The 20,107-nt window shown below is 69.1% G+C and carries 22 protein-coding genes; 9 read left to right on the top strand and 13 right to left on the bottom strand.

The annotated features are described in order from the left end of the window. Positions 1-215: 215 nt before the first annotated feature. The 3 genes from AC1C2R_RS10430 to AC1C2R_RS10440 form a co-directional block, all read right to left on the bottom strand. Positions 216-863 carry a TetR/AcrR family transcriptional regulator gene (locus tag AC1C2R_RS10430; protein ID WP_495379851.1) on the bottom strand — a complete coding sequence of 216 codons (648 nt, stop codon included), beginning with the start codon at positions 861-863 and terminating at the stop codon, positions 216-218. A gap of 408 nt (positions 864-1,271) precedes the next feature. Further along, positions 1,272-2,114 (bottom strand): VOC family protein, encoded by an 843-nt coding sequence (locus AC1C2R_RS10435; protein ID WP_495380398.1) that lies wholly within the window; start codon positions 2,112-2,114, stop codon positions 1,272-1,274. A gap of 130 nt (positions 2,115-2,244) precedes the next feature. Beyond that, positions 2,245-2,724 (bottom strand): YybH family protein, encoded by a 480-nt coding sequence (locus tag AC1C2R_RS10440; protein ID WP_495352407.1) that lies wholly within the window; start codon positions 2,722-2,724, stop codon positions 2,245-2,247. Positions 2,725-2,842: 118 nt separating this feature from the next. Between AC1C2R_RS10440 and AC1C2R_RS10445 the strand changes: the two genes are divergently transcribed. After that, positions 2,843-3,010: a hypothetical protein gene (locus AC1C2R_RS10445; protein ID WP_495379852.1), complete on the top strand. Its 168-nt coding sequence runs from the start codon at positions 2,843-2,845 to the stop codon at positions 3,008-3,010. 23 nt (positions 3,011-3,033) lie between these two features. Here the strand turns inward: AC1C2R_RS10445 and AC1C2R_RS10450 are convergent, their stop codons facing one another. Beyond that, a complete protein-coding gene (locus tag AC1C2R_RS10450; RefSeq protein WP_495352409.1) occupies positions 3,034-3,981 on the bottom strand; it encodes a phosphoribosylaminoimidazolesuccinocarboxamide synthase in 948 nt (315 codons plus the stop codon). A gap of 62 nt (positions 3,982-4,043) precedes the next feature. Further along, positions 4,044-5,417: a phosphoribosylamine--glycine ligase gene (gene purD, locus AC1C2R_RS10455; protein ID WP_495379853.1), complete on the bottom strand. Its 1,374-nt coding sequence runs from the start codon at positions 5,415-5,417 to the stop codon at positions 4,044-4,046. Between the two features lie 60 nt (positions 5,418-5,477). On the opposite strand from purD, the gene AC1C2R_RS10460 reads away from it, so the two are divergent. Both AC1C2R_RS10460 and AC1C2R_RS10465 read left to right on the top strand, forming a co-directional pair. Continuing rightward, positions 5,478-5,861, top strand: a complete 384-nt coding sequence (locus tag AC1C2R_RS10460; protein ID WP_495352411.1) for a sterol carrier family protein — start codon at positions 5,478-5,480, stop codon at positions 5,859-5,861. A 110-nt stretch (positions 5,862-5,971) separates the two neighbouring features. Beyond that, positions 5,972-6,343 carry a hypothetical protein gene (locus AC1C2R_RS10465; protein ID WP_495352412.1) on the top strand — a complete coding sequence of 124 codons (372 nt, stop codon included), beginning with the start codon at positions 5,972-5,974 and terminating at the stop codon, positions 6,341-6,343. Between the two features lie 48 nt (positions 6,344-6,391). Here AC1C2R_RS10465 and purF read toward each other — a convergent pair whose 3' ends face one another. The 3 genes from purF to AC1C2R_RS10480 all read right to left on the bottom strand — a co-directional run bounded on the left by purF (position 6,392) and on the right by AC1C2R_RS10480 (position 9,150). Next, the gene (gene purF / locus AC1C2R_RS10470) at positions 6,392-7,849 is read right to left on the bottom strand and encodes an amidophosphoribosyltransferase (RefSeq protein WP_495379854.1); all 1,458 of its coding nucleotides are present in this window, start codon (positions 7,847-7,849) and stop codon (positions 6,392-6,394) included. Between the two features lie 145 nt (positions 7,850-7,994). Next, on the bottom strand, positions 7,995-8,426 hold the full coding sequence (locus tag AC1C2R_RS10475; RefSeq protein ID WP_495352414.1) for a hotdog fold thioesterase: 432 nt from the start codon (positions 8,424-8,426) through the stop codon (positions 7,995-7,997). Between the two features lie 112 nt (positions 8,427-8,538). Then, a complete protein-coding gene (locus AC1C2R_RS10480; RefSeq protein ID WP_495379855.1) occupies positions 8,539-9,150 on the bottom strand; it encodes a zinc-binding alcohol dehydrogenase in 612 nt (203 codons plus the stop codon). 69 nt (positions 9,151-9,219) lie between these two features. Here AC1C2R_RS10480 and purM point away from each other — a divergent pair, with 69 nt between their 5' ends. Continuing rightward, entirely contained in the window at positions 9,220-10,323 is a 1,104-nt protein-coding gene (gene purM, locus AC1C2R_RS10485; protein ID WP_495379856.1) for a phosphoribosylformylglycinamidine cyclo-ligase, read from the top strand. Between the two features lie 17 nt (positions 10,324-10,340). After that, positions 10,341-11,099, top strand: a complete 759-nt coding sequence (locus AC1C2R_RS10490; RefSeq protein WP_495352417.1) for an LLM class oxidoreductase — start codon at positions 10,341-10,343, stop codon at positions 11,097-11,099. Positions 11,100-11,276: 177 nt separating this feature from the next. On the opposite strand, the gene AC1C2R_RS10495 is transcribed toward AC1C2R_RS10490, so the two are convergent. Continuing rightward, the gene (locus tag AC1C2R_RS10495) at positions 11,277-11,480 is read right to left on the bottom strand and encodes a DUF3073 domain-containing protein (protein ID WP_495352418.1); all 204 of its coding nucleotides are present in this window, start codon (positions 11,478-11,480) and stop codon (positions 11,277-11,279) included. A gap of 201 nt (positions 11,481-11,681) precedes the next feature. Between AC1C2R_RS10495 and AC1C2R_RS10500 the strand changes: the two genes are divergently transcribed. Continuing rightward, a complete protein-coding gene (locus tag AC1C2R_RS10500) occupies positions 11,682-12,863 on the top strand; it encodes an NAD(P)-binding domain-containing protein (RefSeq protein WP_495352419.1) in 1,182 nt (393 codons plus the stop codon). A gap of 174 nt (positions 12,864-13,037) precedes the next feature. On the opposite strand, the gene AC1C2R_RS10505 is transcribed toward AC1C2R_RS10500, so the two are convergent. Further along, the gene (locus tag AC1C2R_RS10505; protein ID WP_495379857.1) at positions 13,038-15,140 is read right to left on the bottom strand and encodes an APC family permease; all 2,103 of its coding nucleotides are present in this window, start codon (positions 15,138-15,140) and stop codon (positions 13,038-13,040) included. Positions 15,141-15,312: 172 nt separating this feature from the next. Between AC1C2R_RS10505 and AC1C2R_RS10510 the strand changes: the two genes are divergently transcribed. Both AC1C2R_RS10510 and AC1C2R_RS10515 read left to right on the top strand, forming a co-directional pair. Then, positions 15,313-15,945 carry a hypothetical protein gene (locus tag AC1C2R_RS10510; RefSeq protein ID WP_495352421.1) on the top strand — a complete coding sequence of 211 codons (633 nt, stop codon included), beginning with the start codon at positions 15,313-15,315 and terminating at the stop codon, positions 15,943-15,945. 99 nt (positions 15,946-16,044) lie between these two features. Then, positions 16,045-16,776, top strand: coding sequence for a copper resistance CopC family protein (locus AC1C2R_RS10515; protein WP_495379858.1), 732 nt, complete (start codon positions 16,045-16,047; stop codon positions 16,774-16,776). Between the two features lie 55 nt (positions 16,777-16,831). Here the strand turns inward: AC1C2R_RS10515 and AC1C2R_RS10520 are convergent, their stop codons facing one another. The 3 genes from AC1C2R_RS10520 to AC1C2R_RS10530 form a co-directional block, all read right to left on the bottom strand. Further along, a complete protein-coding gene (locus AC1C2R_RS10520; protein WP_495352423.1) occupies positions 16,832-17,347 on the bottom strand; it encodes a GNAT family N-acetyltransferase in 516 nt (171 codons plus the stop codon). 103 nt (positions 17,348-17,450) lie between these two features. Beyond that, positions 17,451-18,101 (bottom strand): PadR family transcriptional regulator, encoded by a 651-nt coding sequence (locus tag AC1C2R_RS10525; protein ID WP_495352424.1) that lies wholly within the window; start codon positions 18,099-18,101, stop codon positions 17,451-17,453. Further along, complete coding sequence (locus AC1C2R_RS10530; RefSeq protein ID WP_495352425.1) at positions 18,098-19,003, bottom strand: DUF4097 family beta strand repeat-containing protein; 906 nt, start codon at positions 19,001-19,003, stop codon at positions 18,098-18,100. The genes AC1C2R_RS10525 and AC1C2R_RS10530 overlap by 4 nt, the downstream gene beginning before the upstream one ends. Before the next feature lie 284 nt (positions 19,004-19,287). Here AC1C2R_RS10530 and AC1C2R_RS10535 point away from each other — a divergent pair, with 284 nt between their 5' ends. Further along, positions 19,288-20,046, top strand: coding sequence for a MerR family transcriptional regulator (locus AC1C2R_RS10535; RefSeq protein WP_495379859.1), 759 nt, complete (start codon positions 19,288-19,290; stop codon positions 20,044-20,046). Positions 20,047-20,107 lie beyond the last annotated feature (61 nt).

Below are 20,107 nucleotides of genomic sequence, written 5' to 3' on the forward strand. Positions count from 1 at the left end.
TGATCAATCACTACTGAGGGCAAAAGGCGAGCCCACGTCGAGTGGGCGTCCGGGGGTCTACGACCAGGCGGGGAACATGGGGTCTACGACCAGGCGGGGAACATGGCCAGGTCGAGGAGTAGGAGTGCGATCGGGGCGACCCGGCGCATGACACGTTCGGACGTCATTGCAGTACGTCCTCTTGTGCAGGGCGGGTCCTTCGGGGTGGGCGACGCTCACGGTACGAGCGAGTCTGGGGTGACTTGGGTCCCTGGCGTGGCTGGGGAGTCTGGTGTAGCTGGTGAATCTGGGGTGACGGAGCCGGGCGCGAAGCTCGGGTGCCGGATGCCGGCGGCCAGTGCTGCCGCCCAGTGCTCGGTCGACTCGTCGATGCCGAGGGTCACCACGAGGTGGCAGAGCTGGCCGAATGCGATGAACTGCTGCACCGCGGCATCCGTCGCCCCCGACCGTGTCGACGCGAACTCGGTGACGCGCTGGTATCCGCGGCGCAGCGCAGCGCCGATCTCGGGCACCTCGGCTGCCGATTGCGCGTGCACCTGCAGCATGAGAAGGTCTCGGTCGGCGATGAGCTCGGCGTAGGCGCCGCCCATCGAGTCGAGCACGCCGTCGGGGGTCTGCACCGCCGCCGTCTCGGCGCCGCGTGAGAGCGACTCGAAGACCCGGTCGAAGCAAGCCTCGAGCGCGCCGACGAAGAGCTGCTCCTTGCCCGGGAAGAGCTTGAAGACGTACGCCGAAGAGATGCGCGCCTCGGCGGCGACATCGGCGACCGTGGTGCCGCGGTAGCCCGAGCGGGCGAACGCGGCGATTGCGGCGGCGATCACGAGCGGTCGTCGTTCCTCTGCGGTGGAGAGCTTGATTGCCATATGAGTGACTGTACACTCACTCACACGTCGTCCGCAACTCTCCCGCCGTGCGCCAACCCGCCCCTGCTTCGCCCGACTTACCTCGCCCGATCCACCTCGCCCGACTTACCTCGCCCGATCCACCCCGCCGCCCCTACCTCGCCTACCTCGGCCGCCTCACCCCACCCCACTTCGTCCCACCCCACCTCGCCCCGCCAGCAATTCAGGTCGGGAGGCGCGTCGCGCGCCGCGTTCGCGGCGTGTCGGCCGGCACTGGCGTTCCGACACTGCTCCCGACCTGAATTACTGCGCCTGGGTTCCTGAATTACTGCGCCTGAATTACTGCAGGCCCGTGGATTGGGGCGCAGGGCCACGGGTGAGGAGGCCGGGTGGGGATGGGGCAGGCTGGAAGGCGCAGGTGAGCGCGACTCAGTCGGCGGCGCGAACCTCGACGAGGTTCGCCCACGGGTCGTCGAACGCGAGCGTGCGGCCGTCGTCGCGGGTGGCGACTCGAGCGTGCGACATCCGCTCGCTGAGTGCGCCGAGGTCGTCGGCGCTCGGCACCAGGATCTCGACCTTGCCGAGTCCGAGGGCGAGACTGCGGCGGCCGGCACCCCGGCTGTTCCACGTGTTCATCGCCATGTGGTGGTGGTAGCCGCCGGCCGAGACGAACAGCGCCTGGTCGCCCATGCTCGCCGTTGTCTCGAAGCCGAGTCGCTCGACGTAGAACTCGCGCGCGCTCGCAACGTCGCCGACCGAAAGGTGCACATGGCCCACGACGGCGGCGCCGATGCCGGTGCCGGATGCCGCGGCATCCGCCCCGCCTTGGGTGAGGTGTTCGCGCAGATACTCGTTCGGGTCGAGGTGCAGGGTTGCCATCTCGACGGTGCCATGGACCCAGCTCCACTGCGAGCGGTCGCGGTCGAAGTAGAGTTCGACGCCGTTGCCCTCGGGGTCGGTGAAGTAGAACGCCTCACTCACGAGGTGGTCGGCGCTGCCGGTGAAGTTGCCCGGGTACTTCGAGGCGACGGCGTAGATCGCGGTGGCGAGTGCCTCGCGCGTGTCGAAGACGATCGCGGTGTGGAAGAGGCCGGCGTCGCGGGGGCTCGCGTGCTTCAGCTCGGGGGCGTGCTCGAGGATCACGATCGGCGTGGCGCCGCGTCCGAGTACGGCGACCGGGCCGTCGTGGCTGAGCAGCTCGAGGGTGACGCCGTCGCGGTAATAGCGGATCATGGCGTCGAGGTCGCCGACGCGCAGCGTCACGGCGCCCATGCCGGTGTCGGCGGCGAGGAGGCCGGTTCCGCCGCGTCGGCCATTGGTTGTAGTCACAACTAATGATAACGGATGCCGCTTCGCACGTATTCCATACGCGCCGGCCGACCCTGCCGTGGCGACGCCGCACTCATGCGCGCCTGCGTCCGGTCCTGCCCGACGGGCGCCCGGCATCCTGCTCGATGCGAAGGTGCTCGGTGGCGACGCGCCAGGTTTTGTTCACACGTCGCAGTCCGAGCGTCGTCGTGAAGCGCGCGCGCTCTCGGCGCAGGCCACGTGCGCGCGCCGTGAACTCGTCGTGGCTGACGCAGAATGCGGTCTCGCCCGCGACGCTCACGGTGAGATCGCGCACCTCGTAGCCGAGGCGACCACGGAACCGGGTGAACCAGAGGTGCAGCCAGGCGACGTGGGGCGCTTCACCGCCGCGAGCGACAATCGGCGGAGCGACGCCGAACGTCACGGCGTCGTCGGTGTATCGGGAGGCCAGATACTCCGAGTCGCGCGAACGGATCGCGGCAGCGCGCTGCGTGACGACCCAGCGCACGGCGATCGCGTCGATCGCGACCGTGTCGATCGCGACCGCATCGTTGAGTTGCTCGAACGTGGACATACCGCCTCCTCGATGCCCGAAGCGGCACCCTCAAGGGAGCGACGAACCGGCGGGCGTCAATTCGACAGCCGATGGTGCAGCCCAAGATGGCCATGGCACCTTCGGGCAGAATTCATGGATGCCAGAGAGCTACTGGAATCACAACACCGCGTATCACCCGCTGCTCGAGCGCATCGCCGGCCGGCACCGTGGGTCGGTGCTCGACATCGGCTGCGGCGACCCAGGTGTCCGCGTGCGCCGTGGCATTTACTACCGCTACGTGCTGCGCTGGCGCCGCCCCGCGTGACCCGTGCGGTCAGGCTCCAGGGGTCACGCCGACGTCAAGCGCTCGAGCAGTTCGCGGTAGCGCGCGGCGGTCTGCTCGACGATCTCGTGGGGGAGCGTCGGGGGCTGCTCCGAGACGGTCTCGTCCCAGTTGGCGGCGAGCCAGTCACGCACGGGCTGCTTGTCGAAGCTCGCCATGCGCAGCTCGGGGGTCGCGGCGCTGGCGTACGTCGCGGCATCCCAGTAGCGGCTCGAATCGCTCGTGAGCACCTCGTCGCCGAGGGTCACGATGCCGGTGGCGCGATCGGCGCCGAACTCGAACTTCGTGTCGGCGAGGATGAGGCCGCGCACCTCGGCGATCACCGACGCACGGGCGAAGATCTCGAGTGACAGCGAACGCAATTGTGCTGCCACGACGTCGCCGACGAGCTCGACGGTGCGCTCGTACGAGATGTTCACGTCGTGCTCGCCCAGCGGCGCCTTCCACGCGGGAGTGTAGATCGGCTCGGGCAGACGATCGCCGTTCTGGAGACCTTCGGGCAGCGGGAAGCCGCCGATCGCACCCGTCGCCTGGTACTCCTTGAAACCCGAGCCGGTGAGGTAGCCGCGCACGACGCACTCGACGGGGAACATGTCGAGCGTGCGGCACAGCGTCGCCCGCTCGGCGAGTTCGACCGGAACCTCGGGCAGTTCGAGCGTCTGGAGCCGATCGTCGAGAGGGTACGCGCGATGGTTCGGCACTTCGGGCAGCTGATCGAACCACCAGTGCGTGAGGCTCGTGAGCATCGCGCCCTTGCCCGGGATCGCGGGCGAGAGCACCCGGTCGAGGGCGCTGATGCGGTCGGTCGCGACCACGAGCACCACGGGCGAGAGGCTCAGCGGATCGCCCGTCCAGGTGTCGTCATCGTCGAGCACCTTGGTCGGCACGTACAGGTCGCGCACCTTGCCCGAGTAGACGTGGGTCCAGCCGGGGTGCTCCTGCGATTCGGTCACCGCTCCAGTTTACGAGCGTCACCTAGCAGTGGTGGACCGGATGTGCGCGAAAGTGCGCTGAGCTACTCGGCGACGCGAGCCGCGATGTCGGTGCGGTACTGGCCGCCCTCGAGGCGCAGGTGACCGAGCGCCTCGTATGCGCGACGGCGCGCCTCGGCGAAACCGTTGCCGACGGCCACGACGTTGAGCACGCGGCCCCCGGTGGCGATGAGCGGCAATTCGGCGGCAATAGCGCCAGCGCCAGTGCCGGCGCCGCTGCCAGCGCCGCTGTCGGTCGCGGCACCGATCGCGGTCGCCGCGTGCGCGAGGTGCACTCCGGGCACGGATGCCGCGGCCTCGATGCCCTCGATCGGGCGCCCGGTCTCGGGGGCCTCGGGGTACCCCTCGCTCGCGAGCACGACCGTCACCGCGGCATCCGCTCGGAAGACCGGACGGGGCAGTGAGCCGAGTCCGCCCGTCGCGGCGGCGTAGAGCAGGCCCGAGAGCGGCGTGTCGAGGCGCGGCAGCACGACCTGCGTCTCGGGGTCGCCGAAGCGGGCGTTGAACTCGATCACGCGGATGCCGCGCGAGGTGAGGATGAGCCCCGCGTAGAGCAGCCCGATGAACGGCGTCTGCTCGGCGGCGAGCTGGCGCACGGTGGGCAGCGCGATCGTCTCGATGACCTCGTCGACGAAGGCGTGCTCGCTGCCGAAGCGGCCGCCGCGGCCGTCGTCGGCGTCGTCGAGCCACGGCAGCGGCGAGTACGCGCCCATGCCGCCGGTGTTGGGGCCGGCGTCGCCGTCGCGCAGACGCTTGTAGTCCTGTGCGGGCGAAAGCGGCAACACGTTGGTGCCGTCGGAGAGGAGGAAGAGCGAGACCTCTTGACCATCGAGGAACTCCTCGATGAGCACGGGGCCCTGCTGCAGGTAATGAGCCGCATGCGCGACGGCGGCCGCGCGGTCGTCGGTGACGAGCACACCCTTTCCGGCGGCGAGCCCGTCGGCCTTCACGACGTACGGGGCGCCGAACTCGTCGAGTGTCGCCTGGACGTCGTCGAGCGTTTCGGCGAGGTTCGCCCGGCCGGTTGGAACGTCGGCCGCCTCCATGACGCGCTTGGCGAAGGTCTTCGATCCCTCGAGAGCGGCCGCCGCCTTGCCGGGCCCGAACACGGCGATGCCGCGGGTGCGCAATGCGTCGGCGACGCCCGCGACGAGCGGCGCCTCGGGGCCGATGACGACGAACTCGATGTCGTTGTCGAGGGCGTAGTCGGTGACGAGCCCGGGGTCGGTCGGGTCAAGCGCGATCGTGGTCACGCTGCCGCGCGCCGACGAGGTGGGGGATGCCGCGATGCCCGCGTTGCCCGGCGCCGCGATGATCTCGTGACCGGCCTCCTCGTCGAGGAGCGCGAGGATGATGGCGTGCTCGCGCGCGCCCGAGCCGAGGACCAGGATTCTCACCGGTTCAGGTTACCCGTTGCTCGGGGAGCCCGGCGAAACTCCGTGCGGGATGATGGAGGCATGGCACGGGTGAGGATCGGCGACGACATCGGGCGGGCGGCGGTGACGGTTGTGCAGACGGTGACGGCCGGGGGTGCGGAGGCGTCCGCATCCGTCGACCGTTCGACCCTCGCGCTCGCGGTGCGCTACTCGCTGCAGCTGCTCGCCGAGCAGGCGCCCGGCGGCACCGTCGAGGTGCGGGTGCCGCCGTTCGGTGCGGTGCAGTGCATCGAGGGTCCGAAGCACACGCGCGGCACTCCGCCGAACGTCGTCGAAACGGATGCCTCGACGTGGCTCGCCCTCGCGACGGGCACGCTCTCGTGGACCGATGCCCGGGCGACCGGGCGCGTGCACGCCTCGGGCCAGCGTGCCGACCTCACCGAGGTGCTGCCGATCGTGCGCTGAGGTGCTCGGCGCATGCCCCTCCCGTCGCCGTCGAAGCGCGGGTGCGGGACACGCGCGGGTGCGGGACACGCGCGGGTGCGGGACACGCGCGGGTGCGGGACAATGGAGGGGTGACCGATCCCTCGAACGCCCCCGAATCCGCCGAGCACCGCACCGAGCCGGGTGCGGATGCGATCTCGGCCGAGCCGGTCGAGACCGACGTCACGCGCGACACGGTCACGGTGCGACGTGCACCGCGCTACCCGCGGTTCATCGCACTGGGTGCACTGGTCGGCGTCGTCGTCGCGCTCATCCTCACGATCGCCTTCCCCGACAACGCGGAGTTCGACAAGGGCCAGGTGTTCGGCTTCCTGCTGCTGGTCTGCGCCACGATCGGCGTCGCGCTCGGTGCAGGCGTCGCGCTCGTCATCGACCGGGCGACCGCGCACCGGGCGAAGGCCGTTGCCGTCGAGCACGAGACGATCCACCCCGTCGACCAGTAGCGAAGAGTGACGGATGCCGCGGCATCCGTCAGCCTCGAATTGAAGCCGTCAACTGAGCTGCGTGCGCTCCACCCAGCCGAGGTACTCCTCGGTGACCGTGCCGGTGACGTACTCGCCCGTGAAGCACGAGAGGTCGAGCCGTTCGATCGACGTGCCGTCGGTGATCGCGGCCTGGAGGTCGCCGACCTCTTGGTAGATCATGTGGTCGGCACTCAGCTCGGTGGCGATCTCGGGGATCTTGCGGTCGTAGGCGATGAGCTCCTGCCGGCTCGGCATGTTGATGCCGTAGACGTGCGGGAAGCGAACCGGCGGAGCGGCCGAGGTGAAGGTCACCTTGTTGGCGCCGGCCGCGCGAGCCATCTCGACGATCTCTTTCGAGGTCGTGCCGCGCACGATCGAGTCGTCGACGATGAGGATGTTCTTGCCCTTGAACTCGGTGCCCATGGCGTTGAGTTTCTGGCGCACCGAGCGCTTGCGCTCCGCCTGGCCGGGCATGATGAACGTGCGGCCGACGTAGCGGTTCTTGTAGAAGCCCTCGCGGTACTCGATGCCGAGCTTCTGCGCGACCTGCATCGCGGCGGGCCGCGACGAGTCGGGGATCGGCATGACGACGTCGATATCACCCTTGCTCATGTGCGTCTCGATCGTCGTCGCGAGCCGGTCGCCCATGCGCAGGCGCGCCTCGTAGACCGAGATGCCGTTCATGATCGAGTCGGGCCGCGCGAGGTAGACGTACTCGAATGAGCAGGGCACGAGCACCGCGTTCTTCGCGCACTGACGCGAGATCATCTGGCCGTCGAGGCCGATGAAGATCGCCTCGCCGGGGTGCACGTCGCGCACGATCTCGTAGCCGCCCGACTCGAGCACGAGCGATTCCGAAGCCACGATCCACTCGTCGCGCCCGTTGTCGGCGGTGCGACGGCCGAGGATGAGGGGGCGGATACCGAACGGGTCGCGGAACGCGAGCAGCCCGTAACCGGCGATCAGCGCGATGACGGCGTAGGAGCCCTCGACGCGCTCGTGCACCTGCTCGACGGCCGTGAAGACCTGGTCGGGGTCGAGGTCGAGCCCGGTGATCCGGCCCTGCAGCTCTGTGGCGAGCACGTTGAGCAGCATCTCGGTGTCGCTCGTCGAGTTCACGTGACGGCGGTCGATGCGGAAGAGGTCTTCCGACAGCTCACGGGTGTTCGTGAGGTTGCCGTTGTGCACGAGGATGATGCCGTACGGCGCATTGACGTAGAAGGGCTGCGCCTCCTCTTCGCGCTCGGCGGCACCCTTCGTCGTGTACCGCACGTGCCCGAGCCCGATGTTGCCGATGAGCGAGCGCATGTCGCGCGTGCGGAACGCCTCGCGCACTTGCCCGCGGGCCTTCGCCATGTGGAACACGGGGCCTTCAGCGGTCGCGATGCCCGTCGAATCCTGGCCACGGTGCTGCAGGAGCAGCAGGCTGTCGTAGATCTGCTGATTGGCCGGTTCAGTGGAGACGATTCCGACGATGCCGCACATGCGAGCGATGGCTCCTCGAAGGTGGGGGAATTGTCCGAGCAGGACGCCTCAATCCTCGCACACGCGCGCGTGTGAGCTGCCTGAACGGCGACCTCCGCTCAGCTGAGCACACTCGCCCGTTCCCCGAGTCCGTCGAAGGGTGGAATCAGTACTCCGTCGGCTTCGCGAGCACGGCCATCGTGCACCGTGAGATGCACACGAGCTTGCCCGCGGCATCCGTGATCTTGATCTCCCAGACCTGGGTCGTACGACCGCGCGTGAGGGGCGTCGCCTCGCCGTAGACCCAGCCTTCGGCGACCGGGCGCACGTGGTTCGCGTTGATCTCCATGCCGACGCAGTAGAACTTCGCGGGGTCGACGGTGAGCGTCGAGCCCCAGCTCGCGAGCGTCTCTGCGAGGGCGACGGATGCCCCGCCGTGCAGCACCCCGCCGGGCTGACGGGTGCGGTGGTCGACCGGCATGCGCCCCTTGAGGGAGTGATCGGTGGTCTCGGTCATCTCGATGCCGAGCGCGCGGATCAGCGTGTCATCGCGCGAGTTCGCCCACTCGAGTGAGGGCTCGCCGAACCAGATGCTCATGCCACCGAGTCTGGCACGCGCGTGCACGGCCTCGAGAAGTCGCAGATGGTGGGTTACCGCACGGTGAACTCGCCATCTGCGACTTCTCGGTTCGCCCTGAAAGTGCGGTGCGTCACGCGAGCTCGGCGATGATCGGGTGCATGGCATCGTCGAACGCCGAGGCATCCGACCGCAGCGAATCGGTGACCGCGACGGTCATCGCACCGATCCACCAGACGCCGGCCGCCGCGAAGGGGACGACCTCGACGTTCAGCTCGAAGGAGTGGGCGCGGCGACCGACCTCCCGCTCGTGCTCGGCGATCGTGCCGGCGTAGGCGCGGTACGAATCTCCGCGGCGAGAGGCCGACGCCGTGCGGTAGCCCTCGTGCGCCCAGTCGGCCCAGGCCCGTGCGGCCTCGGCGTGCGGCACGATCGCGGCGGCGAGCACCTCGGCCTCGGAGAGCGGCAGCGCGACGTCCGTCTCGAACTCTTCGACGAGTTCGAGTGGCACGGGCGACGGATGCGCCTCGGGCTCGACCGTCATCGCCCACCAGGCACGCCATTGGCGCTCGAGCAGGTCGTGCTGGTCGATCTCGAGGCGGTTGCCGACGGCGCCCACGTCGCGCAGTCGCGGCAGCTCGACGGGCGAGGCGATCGAGAGCACCTCACGCAGATAGAGGGCGAGGAGCACCGGGCGACTCGCATTCTCACGGATCACCCACGACGGCGTGCCTTCCGGCTGCATGGCTGTATTTTAGTCCGCCTGAGCGGGAACGGCACGGTTCGGCGCGCGACGCGCGGGTACGCTTGACGGGTGACCTCGAACTCGTCCTATGCTGCTGCCGGAGTCGACACGCGCGCGGGGGATCTCGCCGTCGAACTCATGAAAGAGGCGGTGTCCGCCACACACGGGCCGAACGTGGTCGGCGGCTTCGGCGGTTTCGCGGGGCTCTTCGACCTCTCGTTCGCGAAAGACTACGCGCGGCCGCTGCTCGCAACCTCGACCGACGGTGTCGGCACGAAGATCGCGATCGCTCAGGCGCTCGACAAGCACGACACCATCGGGCAAGACCTCGTGGGCATGGTCGTCGACGACATCGTCGTGGTCGGCGCGAAGCCGCTCTTCATGACCGACTACATCGCGTGCGGCAAGGTCGTACCCGCGCGCATCGCCTCGATCGTCACGGGCATCGCCTTGGCGTGCGCCGAGACGGGCACCGCACTCGTCGGCGGCGAGACCGCCGAACACCCCGGGCTCATGGGCGAAGACGACTACGACGTCGCCGGCGCGGCGGTCGGCGTGGTCGAGGCCGACAAGATGCTCGGCGCCGAGCGCGTCGAGTCGGGTGACGTCGTGCTCGCGATCGCCTCGAGCGGCCTGCACTCCAACGGCTTCTCGCTCGTGCGGCACATCCTGTCGGGCGCGGGCCTCGGGTACACGGATGCCTCTGCTGAACTGGGCACGGCGTGGGGCGAGGCCCTGCTCGAACCCACCCGCCTCTACTCCGGCCCGCTCGTCGAGTTGCTCGCCGGCCGGCACGGCGACGCCGTGCACTCGCTCTCGCACGTGACCGGCGGCGGCATCGCCGCGAACCTCGCGCGCGTGCTGCCCCTCGGCTCGTGGGTCGAGCTCGACCGGTCGACGTGGTCGCCCGCCCCCGTGTTCCGCGTGCTCAACGAGCTCGCGGGCACCACGCTCGAGTCGACCGAAGGCACTTGGAACCTCGGCATCGGCTTCTTCGCCGTCGTGCGAGCGGATGCCGCGACATCCGTCATCTCGGCACTCGGCGCCCTCGGCCTGCCGGCCTGGCAGGCGGGCACCGTGACGATCGGCGACCGAGATCTCACGGGCTTCGAGCAGGGCGCCAAGGGCGTCGACGGCGGCGCCGTGCGGCTCGTCGGCTCCTACGCGAGCTGACCGGGGTCGACCAAATCATGCGCACGCAGGTCTCGATCGGACTCATCGGCACCACCGACCCGTCGATCGTGCGGGCGCTGGCGCCGCGCATCGAGCGGCTCGGGTTCTCGGCGCTGTGGCTCAACGACATCCCCGGCGGCGACTCGCTCGCCGGGCTGCGTGTCGCAGCCGGCGTCACCGACTCGCTCCGGCTCGCGACGGGGGTGATCCCGCTCGACCGGCGGCCCGTCGACTCGCTCGACTTCGCCGGGCTCCCCGCTGAGCGCACGGTGATCGGCGTCGGCTCCGGGGGAGCGGCCCGTTCGCTCGCGCTCGTCGAGCAGGGCATCGCCTCGCTTCGCGAAACGAGTGACGTCTCGATCATGGTGGGCGCGCTCGGCCCACGCATGCGGCGGCTCGCCGCCGAGCAGGCCGACGGGGTCGTCCTCAACTGGCTCACCCCAGTGGCGGCCGCCGACGCGACGCGCGAGCTCCGCACCGCGGCCCGATCGCGGAAGGTGAGCAGTGTGCTCTACGTGCGCACGATCACCGACGCCGATGCGCGCCCGGCGCTCGAAGTCGAGGCCGAGCGTTACGAGACCGTTCCCTCGTACGCCGCGAACTTCGCCCGCCTCGGCATCCGCGCGATCGACGCGACGATCACCGACGCGGCGGGTCTCTCCGCCTATGACGCCGCGGTCGACGAGATCGTGCTGCGCGCGATCAACTCGACGGGCTCACTCGCCGAACTCGAGCGCTTCGTCGAGACGGCGGCCGGGTGGCGCGGCGCCTCCTGAGCGGTCGAGTGCATCGAGTCGGTCATGACGCGCCGTCGAGCGACGTCGACATGGCGCGGATGGATCGCCACACACGCACGCGAAACGGCGTCACCGTCCACGGTGAGAACCGTCGAGGGCCGACCTCAGGCCGGTGTGATGAAGACCGTGAGGGAAGGTCGGTGAAGACAGCGCCCGCTAGGCGCGCTGTTCATCGCCCGCGACGTAAGTGTCGTCGTCGTCGGCGGAGTAATCCGCCCACTTCGCCGCTTCTTCGGTGTAATCGTCATGCGGCGAGCTGGTGAGCTCGCGCTCAAGCGCGTTGTAGTCGGTGTTCGGGCTGAAATACTTCAACTCCCGAGCGACCTTGGTGTGCTTGGCTTTCTGACGGCCGCGCCCCATGCGTGACCCCCTTACGACATCTGGCCGGGTGGGATGTGTTCTTCACCCGGCGCTCATCTGATAAATGAATTCGTCCGGCCGCCAGTTTAGCACCGGAGTCGGGGGCGCTCGGCGTCCTCCACAGGCGTGCTGCCGGTCGGATGCCGGCGTTCGCCGCGTGTGCTGCGAGCACACAGCAACCCGTGCTGAGATTGTCAGGTGATGACGAGCCCTGAACGCGTGAAGATCGTAGTGATCGGCGCAGGGCAGGCCGGCTTGTCCGTCGCGTTCTACCTGCGGCGCTTCGAGCTCGTTGCCGATCAGGATTTCGTGATGCTCGACCGCGCGCCCGGCGCGGGCGGGGCGTGGCAGCACCGGTGGTCATCGCTCAGGCTCGGAACCGCGCACCGGGTGAACGACCTGCCCGGCATGGCCGAACTCGGTCTCAGCTTCGACACTGCCGACCGCAATCTGCCCGCGAAAGACGTCGTCGCCGACTACTACGGGCGGTTCGAAGAGCACTTCGACCTCAGGGTGCGACGGCCCATGAATGTACGGCAGGTCTCCAACGACGGCGTCGACCTGCTCGTGCGATATGAAGACCTCACCCCGCAGCCCCTCGCCCTCGAAGAGCAGAAGGCCGCACGCGGTCTCTTCGGGCGGCGGCGCAAGACCTTCGAAGAGCCCGAGGCCCCGTCGGCGCCGCAGCATCAACTCGCGACGCAGTTCCTCGTGAACGCCACCGGCACGTGGGGTTCGCCGTTCGTGCCGTACTACCCCGGCATGACCGAGTTCGCCGGGCGGCACCTGCATACCTCGGATTACACCGAGGCCGAAGACTTCCGCGACAAGCACGTCGTCGTGGTCGGCGGCGGCACCTCCGCCATCGGCTTCATGCTCGAACTCGAGAATGTCGCGGCAGGGCTCACGTGGGTCTCGCGCCGACCGATCGACTGGCTCGATCGCCAAGAGCTCGACCTCGAAGGGGCATCCGCCGCCGTGGCCATGCAAGACGAGGCCGCGCGCTCGGGTCGTGCGCTGCCGTCGATCGTCAGCGGCACCGGCGTGCCCCGGAGCCGGCGCATCGCCGCGGGCATCGAGCGCGGCCTGCTCGTCGCGCGACCCGTGTTCGACCGCATCGAGGGCGACCGGGTCGTCTGGGAGGGTGACGAGTCGGGCATGGCCCGCGCCGACGTCATCATCTGGGCGACCGGGTTCCGGCCCGACCTGCGCCACCTCTCACCGCTGAAGCTCCGCGAGAAGGCCGGCGGCGTCACGGTGGGCCAGGGCGCTGCGTGGAGCGACCCGCGGATCTTCCTGGCGGGCTACGGTCCGCAGGCCTCCACGATCGGCGCGAACCGTGCTGGACGCATGATCGCCCGCCAGATCATGGCGATGCTCTAGGTGCACTGCCCGGGCATCTCGGGAATGCCTCGCGGCCGCTCTCGTACGTGGAGTGGTGCGAGCCGTATCCGATGATCGACGGGCCCCAGATGCGGGGCGCCGCACCGGGTGCGCGACACGGTCGATGAACTCGCGCATCGAGGCATCCGTGTATTCCGTCGTCATGCGCGATGTCTAGCGAGCGCGCTTCCGATTCGACTCGGACAGCGGGCGTCGCGGCACCGGACGCACGGGCTCGCCACGACGATCCTGTCCGGGCAGCGGGCGCGAGCGCCGACCGTAGAGCAGGTCGGAGGAGTCGAGCAGCCACGGCACGAGCGCGACCGTGACACCGTGCACCAGGAGCAGCTTCTGGCTGATGCGACGCGCCTTGTGATTGTGCAGGATGCCCTCCCACCAGTGCCCGACGACGTACTGCGGCATGTACACCGTGACGACCTCGGAGCCGTGCTCCTCGCGCCGCGACTTGATGTAGTGGATGAGGGGGTGGCTGAGGTCGCGGTACGGCGAACTCAGGATGCGCAGCTTCACGTGGATGTTCTGCTTCACCCAGTCCTTCTTCAGGCGCTTCGTCTCCTCCTCGTCGAGGGAGACATGCACCGCCTCGAGCGAGTCGTGGCGGGCCGCGATCGCATAGTCGAGCGCCTTCAACGTCGGCTTCTGCATGCGGCCGACGAGCACGATCGCATGGTCGCCCGTCGCGCCGAAGGTCGTGGTCGGGTCGACCTCGATCTCTTTCTCGACGTCGCGGTAGTAGCGGTTCACGCCCATCATGAGGAAGAACAGGATCGGCATCAGCACGAACACGATCCACGCGCCGTGGGTGAACTTCGTGATCGTGACGACGATGAGCACGACCGCCGTCATCACGGCGCCGATCGCATTGATCACGAGCGCACGCCAGATCGCCCCGCGAGTCAGCGGCCCGGAGCCCGAGGCATCCGCTCGCCCTCTCGTCGACTTCGAGCCGACCGGATGCCGCCGCTGACGAAGCTCTCGCACCCAGTGCCGAACCATTCCGGTCTGCCCGAGCGTGAACGAGACGAACACGCCGATGATGTACAGCTGGATCAAGACCGTCAGGTTCGCCTGGAAGATCACCAGAATGACGGATGCCGCGAGCGCGAGTATCACCACACCGTTCGAGTAGATGAGGCGGTCGCCGCGGGTCGACAGCGACTTCGGGGCGTAGCGGTCGCGGGCGAGCACCGATCCCAGCAGCGGGAAGCCGTTGAACGCGGTGTTCGCCGCGAGCAGCAGCACGAGTGCCGTCGCAGCCTGGATCACGTAGAAGAACACCGTGCCGTCGCCGAACGTCGACGCCGCGACCTGGGCGATGAGACTGCGTTGCGGCTCGGTGGCGCACTCCGCCCAGCCGACCAGGTCGCACGGGTCCTCGGCGTAGTGCACTTGCGAGATGAGCGCGACGGCGGTGAGGCCCGCGAAGAGCACGATCGCGATGCCACCCATGAGCACGAGCGTCATCTGCGCGTTCTTGACCTTGGGGAACCGGAACGCGGGCACGCCGTTCGAGATCGCCTCGACGCCCGTGAGAGCGGAGCATCCGCTCGCGAACGATCGGAGCAGCAGCAGGATGACGCCCGCCTGCGTCATCGACGTGGCCTCGACACCGAAGGTCGCCGACTCGGCCACCGGCGGGTCGCCGAGCACGGTGCGGGTGAGGCCGATGACGACCATGATGAACACACTGCCGATGAAGAGATACGTCGGCACGGCGAACGCCTTCGACGACTCGCTGACGCCGCGGAGATTCACGGCGGCGAGGATGATGACGAAGACGACGGCGAGTTCGACCCGGAACGGGTTCAGCTCCGGGATCGCCGAGATGATGTTGTCGACCCCCGACGCGACCGAGACGACGACGGTCATGACGTAGTCGACGAGCAGGGCGGATGCCACGACGAGACCCGACTTCTCGCCGAGATTCTTGTGCGCCACCTCGTAGTCGCCACCGCCCGACGGGTAGGCGCGAATCAGTTGCCGGTAGCTCGCGACGACCGTCACGAGCAGCACGACGACCGCGAGCGCGACCCACGGTGCGAAGCTCAGGAAGGCGAGGCCGCCGACCATGAGGATCATCAGGAGCTCTTGCGGTGCGTACGCCACAGAGGAGAGCGGGTCGCTCGCGAAGATCGGCAGCGCGAAGCGCTTCGGGAGGAGCTGACCCTCGAGATGCTCGGTCGGGAGCGGGTCGCCGATGATCCAGTTCTTCGGCGACTTCAATTCAGCCGGCGGTGTATCCGCCTCATTCGTCACGGCGGTTGAGACTACACCCGCGGCGGCCCGTGTCAAGAGGGCGATCGATGCAGGGTCACGGATGCCTCGCGCCGCACCTGAACGCGGTCTGCACCACGCCCACGGTCGCCGCCGTTCGCGCCTTGTAGAGTTGTGACGACTCTTCGATCATTCGAGCCACCCGGGAGCGGACGTGAACCGTGCGATGCAGCTCGCGCGGGGCTCCGCCACCGCTGCGGTGGCCTTGCTCCTCGCCGCGTTCTCGCACGCCGCCGCCGGTGCTGAAGCGCCCGGCGGGGTCGGGCTCGTGCTCGCGGGCATCGTCGCGCTCGCGGCATCCGTCGCCCTCGTCGGCCGCCGTTCGACGCCGCTGCGCACCGCGCTGGCCGTGATCGCGAGCCAGGGCACGTTCCATCTGCTCTTCGGCGTCGGCGCTGGCGCCGGCCGGCCGGCCGGGTCGTTCGTCATCGACGGCACCGGCCACCACCAGACCGTCGCGTACATCGACGGCGCGGCCGCGGTTGGTGCCGCGGGTGCCGCGGGTGCCGCACACGTTCACACTGATGCTGCGATGTTCGCCGGTCACGCCGTCGCTGCCGCCCTCACCATCGTGTACCTGCTCGCCTTCGAACAGGCGGCCTGGCGTGCGGTCGCTGCCGCCGCCCGCCGATTCGTACTGAGGCTCACCACCCGGCCGCAGCCGGTCGCCGTGTCGACGCCGGCGCTGAGCCGACCCATCGTGTCGGCTCCGCCGCGGCTTCGCTCGAGGCTCCGTTACGCCGCGTTCGGGTCTCGCGGTCCGCCGCTCCTCCTCGCCTCCGCATAACACCCCCGCCGATCGGCGGTTCAAGACATATCCGGATGGCCCTGCGCGCGACCGAGATCGCGCGCACGTTCCCGGACACGAGGAGAAGGACTCCCAAGCGTGAAGACCATCGCAACCACCGCGGACCGCTCGAGCGACCGCACCACTCGACTGCGGGCGCTCGTGCTCGCCGCCGCCGCGCTCGCCGTCGCGGCGACCGTCACCCTCGCCGGTGCCTCGCCGGCGTTCGCCCACGACGAGCTCGTCGGGTCCACCCCCGAGCCCGGGCAGGTACTCGATACCGTCCCCGACGAGGTCGTGCTCGACTTCTCGAACGACATCATCGAGGTCGGCACCGCCGTCGTCGTGGTCGACCACCACGGCGAAGAGATCGCCGTGGGCGAGCCCGTCATCGCCGGGCCACGCGTCACGGCCTCACTTCCCGCCGACCTCGAGGGCGAGTATCAGGTGCGCTGGCGTGCCGTGTCGAGTGACGGGCACCCCATCGAGGGAACCATCGACTTCGGGGTCGGCGCCGACGCGACCGGCACCTGGACCGAGCAGCCGCCGCACGACGACGCGGCAGCAGGCGATGACGAGGGTGAGGGTGAGCACGCCGAGGACGGCGACGCGCACGACGATGCGCACAGTGACGCCGCCGCGAGCGGCCCCGACGGGTGGGCGATCGCCGGCTTCGTCGTCGGCGGACTCGGAATTCTCGCACTCATCGCCGCCGTCATCGTGAACGCGAGGCGCAAGAGCGCCGGTCCTGGCGCGGGAGACGGCTCGGGATCGTCGGGAACGGACTCGACCGGCACCGATGGCACCGGTTCGTCTGGCGACGTCGCCTGAGCGAAGCGAGCGGATGCCGCGGGCGACGCGGCATCCGCTCTCGCCCGGCTTCGTGCTAGGCCTGAGGCGGCTGGCCGAGGTCGAAGACCCAGTCGTTGGTGTGCAGCACGAGGCCGGGCTTCACCTCGAACTCCTCTTCGCCGAGCAGCCGGAAGCCCGCCTTGCGGCAGACGACGTTCGACGGAGGATTGTCGACGCGCGGGTACGCGTGCACCGGCAGAGTCTCGCCATCGGCGCGTGCCGTCTGGAGCATCACGATCACCGCGGCAGGAGCGATGCCCTGGCCGCGGTACTCGGCCTCGACCGACCATCCGCTCTCGAGGGCGGGCTCGCCGTGCCACTCGTGCTGCCAGTAGCCGACGATGCCGACGCCGTCGGGATGCCCCGGGATCACGACACGGAACTGGTGGGCCGTGCCCTCGCGCTGCAGTCGGAGATAGCGTTCGTGACGTGCGAGCACCTGCTCGTCGTTCTCGGGACCGCCGAGCTGGTCCATGAGCTCAGGCGTGTTCGCGCGGTGCAGCAGTTCGAGATCGTCTTCGGACCAGGCGCGCAGTTCGATGTCGGGCATTTCGTCATCGAAGCACGCACGACCGACAAACCCACGACTGACATGCGGGACGGAGCGGGGGCATCCGTCCCGCATGACCTGGTACTGAGCGGCGGATGCCGGCTCAGCGGTCGGTGAGTGTCGCCAGCACGTCGGCGCGCACCTGCGCCAGTCGCGCCTTGAGGAGCGTGACCGACTCGGGCGTGACGCGACCGCGACTCGCGTGCGTGCGCAGGTCGGTGCGCAGCTGCTGCCGGAACTCGCTCAGCACGAGGTCGGCTTCGTGCACCGCGCGGCCCGTTTCGGCACGGGCGTCGCCGCCCCAACCGGTGGTCGACGTGCTGCCGGCCGACGCCGCCGATGCCGGCATCTTGGTCGCCGACCGCTTGGCCTCGCGGGCTGCGCTCGCCAGTTCGGCTCGGAGCGATCGCATCGCATCGTTGACCTCGGCGCGCACGCCGTCGGCGAGGCGTCGCACGGAATCGGTCACCTCGTTCTCGATGCCGTCGAGCTCGTCGCGGCGTGCCTCGAGTTCGGCTCGGCCGGCATCCGTGATCTCGTAGACGGTCTTGCGGCCGTCGGTCGACTTCGAGACGAGGCCCTCCTCCTCGAGCTTCGAGAGGCGCGGGTAGATCGTTCCGGCGCTCGGACTGTAGGTGCCGCCGAACCGATCGGAGAGCGCCTGGATCAGCTCGTAGCCGTGACGCGGCTGCTCGTCGAGCAGCGCCAACAGGTAGAGGCGCAGACTGCCGTGGGCGAAGACGGGCGGGGTCATGCGGATGCCTCGTCGTCGCTCGAGCCCGAAGCGCTCGAGCCCGAAGCGCTCGACGCGTCGCCGTGGCTCGCGCCCGCGGCATCCGTCGCCGTGCTGTTCGCCTCGCGGCGCATGACGGAGATCGACCCGGAGACGCTGTTCGCGCCGAGGTCGAGCCACCGGCCCGACAGCTCGCCGGTGATGCGCTCGAAGCCCTTGCCGAGCATGCCCCTGATGGTCGTATCGTCGATCAGCACCGTGCCGCCGACCGTGTTGATGCGGTAGCGAGCCCCGGCGCCCGGCGCGAAGCGCACGGTCAGGTTGCCCGAGACGGTGTTCGTGTCGACCCGGTCGGGCGTGCCGAACGCATCGAGGATCATGTTGCCCGACACCGTGTCGGCGTTGAACGAGCGCACGTCGCCGGTGGCGACGACGTCGCCCGAGACCGAGTGCGCGGTGATGCGGCCGGTATGGTTGCCGGCGGACACCTCGCCCGACACCGTCGAGAGTTCGACGTCACCCTCGTGGTTGTCGAGCACGAGGTCGCCCGAGACGGTGGAGAGCTTGGCATCTGTCGTGAATCCCGAGACGAGCGCGTCGCCCGAGACGACGCCGAGCTTCATGACCACATGGCGCGGGGCGAGGATGGACACGTCGGCCTTCGCGTTGCCGGCCCAGCCCTTGAAGACGTCGATGAAGTTGTCCCACCGCAATTGCGGGTGGTCGATCTCGAGCGAGTCGCCGTCGATCTCGATCTTGAGGTCTTTGCCCGTGACGTTCGAGACCTCGATGCGTGCGCCGGGCTCGTCGTGGGCGATCACGTCGACCTTGCCGCCGATGAGACTCACCTTGAGCTTGCGAACCAGTTCGAGGTCGATGATCCGGGTCTCGCCCGGGTTGATGACCCATTTCTCGATGGACATGCTGTGCTCCTTCTGTTGCTGCCCCGCCGCCGAGGCCTGTCGCGAGGTCGGATGCCGCGGCATCCGCTGCCCTCGAAGTTCGTATCGCGATATATCGCGTGTGGTTCGTAAACACGATATATCGCGATTGCACGATTCGCAAGTGCGCGATTCGCGAGTCGCGCGTTGTGTCGACCAGTGTTCGCCGAGGCGAGCGGATGCCGCAGCTTGACATTGACGCAACGTCAACCTTTATCGTCGATGACGTGGGGCAGACGCCCCGCCGATCACGAGAGGAGCACGCCGTGGACTGGTCGATCCAGGAGATCGCGAAGCTCGCCGGCACGACGAGCCGCACGTTGCGTCACTACGACGACATCGGGCTGCTCGCACCGACGCGCATCGGCTCGAACGGATACCGCTACTACGACGACGCCGCGCTCGTGCGACTGCAGCGCATCCTGCTGCTGCGCGAGCTCGGCATCGGACTCCCGGCGATCGGCGAGGTGCTCGACCGCGAGGAGAGCGCCCCGCATGCGCTCCGCGGCCACCTCGAGTGGCTGCGCGGCGAGCAGCAGCGGCTGGCGCGGCAGATCGCGTCGGTCGTGAACACCATCGGAGCATTGGAAGGAGGTGAACAACTCATGGCAGAGAACATGTTCGACGGATTCGACCACACCCAGTACAAGGAGGAGGTCGAGGAACGTTGGGGCAAGGAGGCGTACGCGAAGAGCGACGCGTGGTGGCGGTCGCTGAGCGCCGAAGAGAAGGCTGCGGGGCAGCAGCGCGTCTTGCAGCTGAGCAGCGACTGGATCTCGGCGTTCGAGCGGGGCGTAGACCCCACGGGCGACGAGGCGCAGGCGCTCGCGCAGCGGCAGTTCGAGTGGCTGCGCGGCGTGTCCGGTACGCCGGGTGGCGGCGGTGCCGGCCCGAGCAAGGAGTACTTCCTCGGCCTCGCCGAGATGTACGTGGCCGATGAGCGCTTCGGCGCGAACTACGGAGGCCAGGCCGGCGCCGAGTTCGTGCGCGACGCGATGACGGCCTACGCCGAGCGCGAGCTGTAGCGCGAGCGCGAGCTCGTGCAGTCGCCCCCGAGGTGTCCCGGCCTCGGGGGCGACTGCGGTC

It is taken from the genome of Agromyces sp. Y182, from assembly GCF_059445385.1.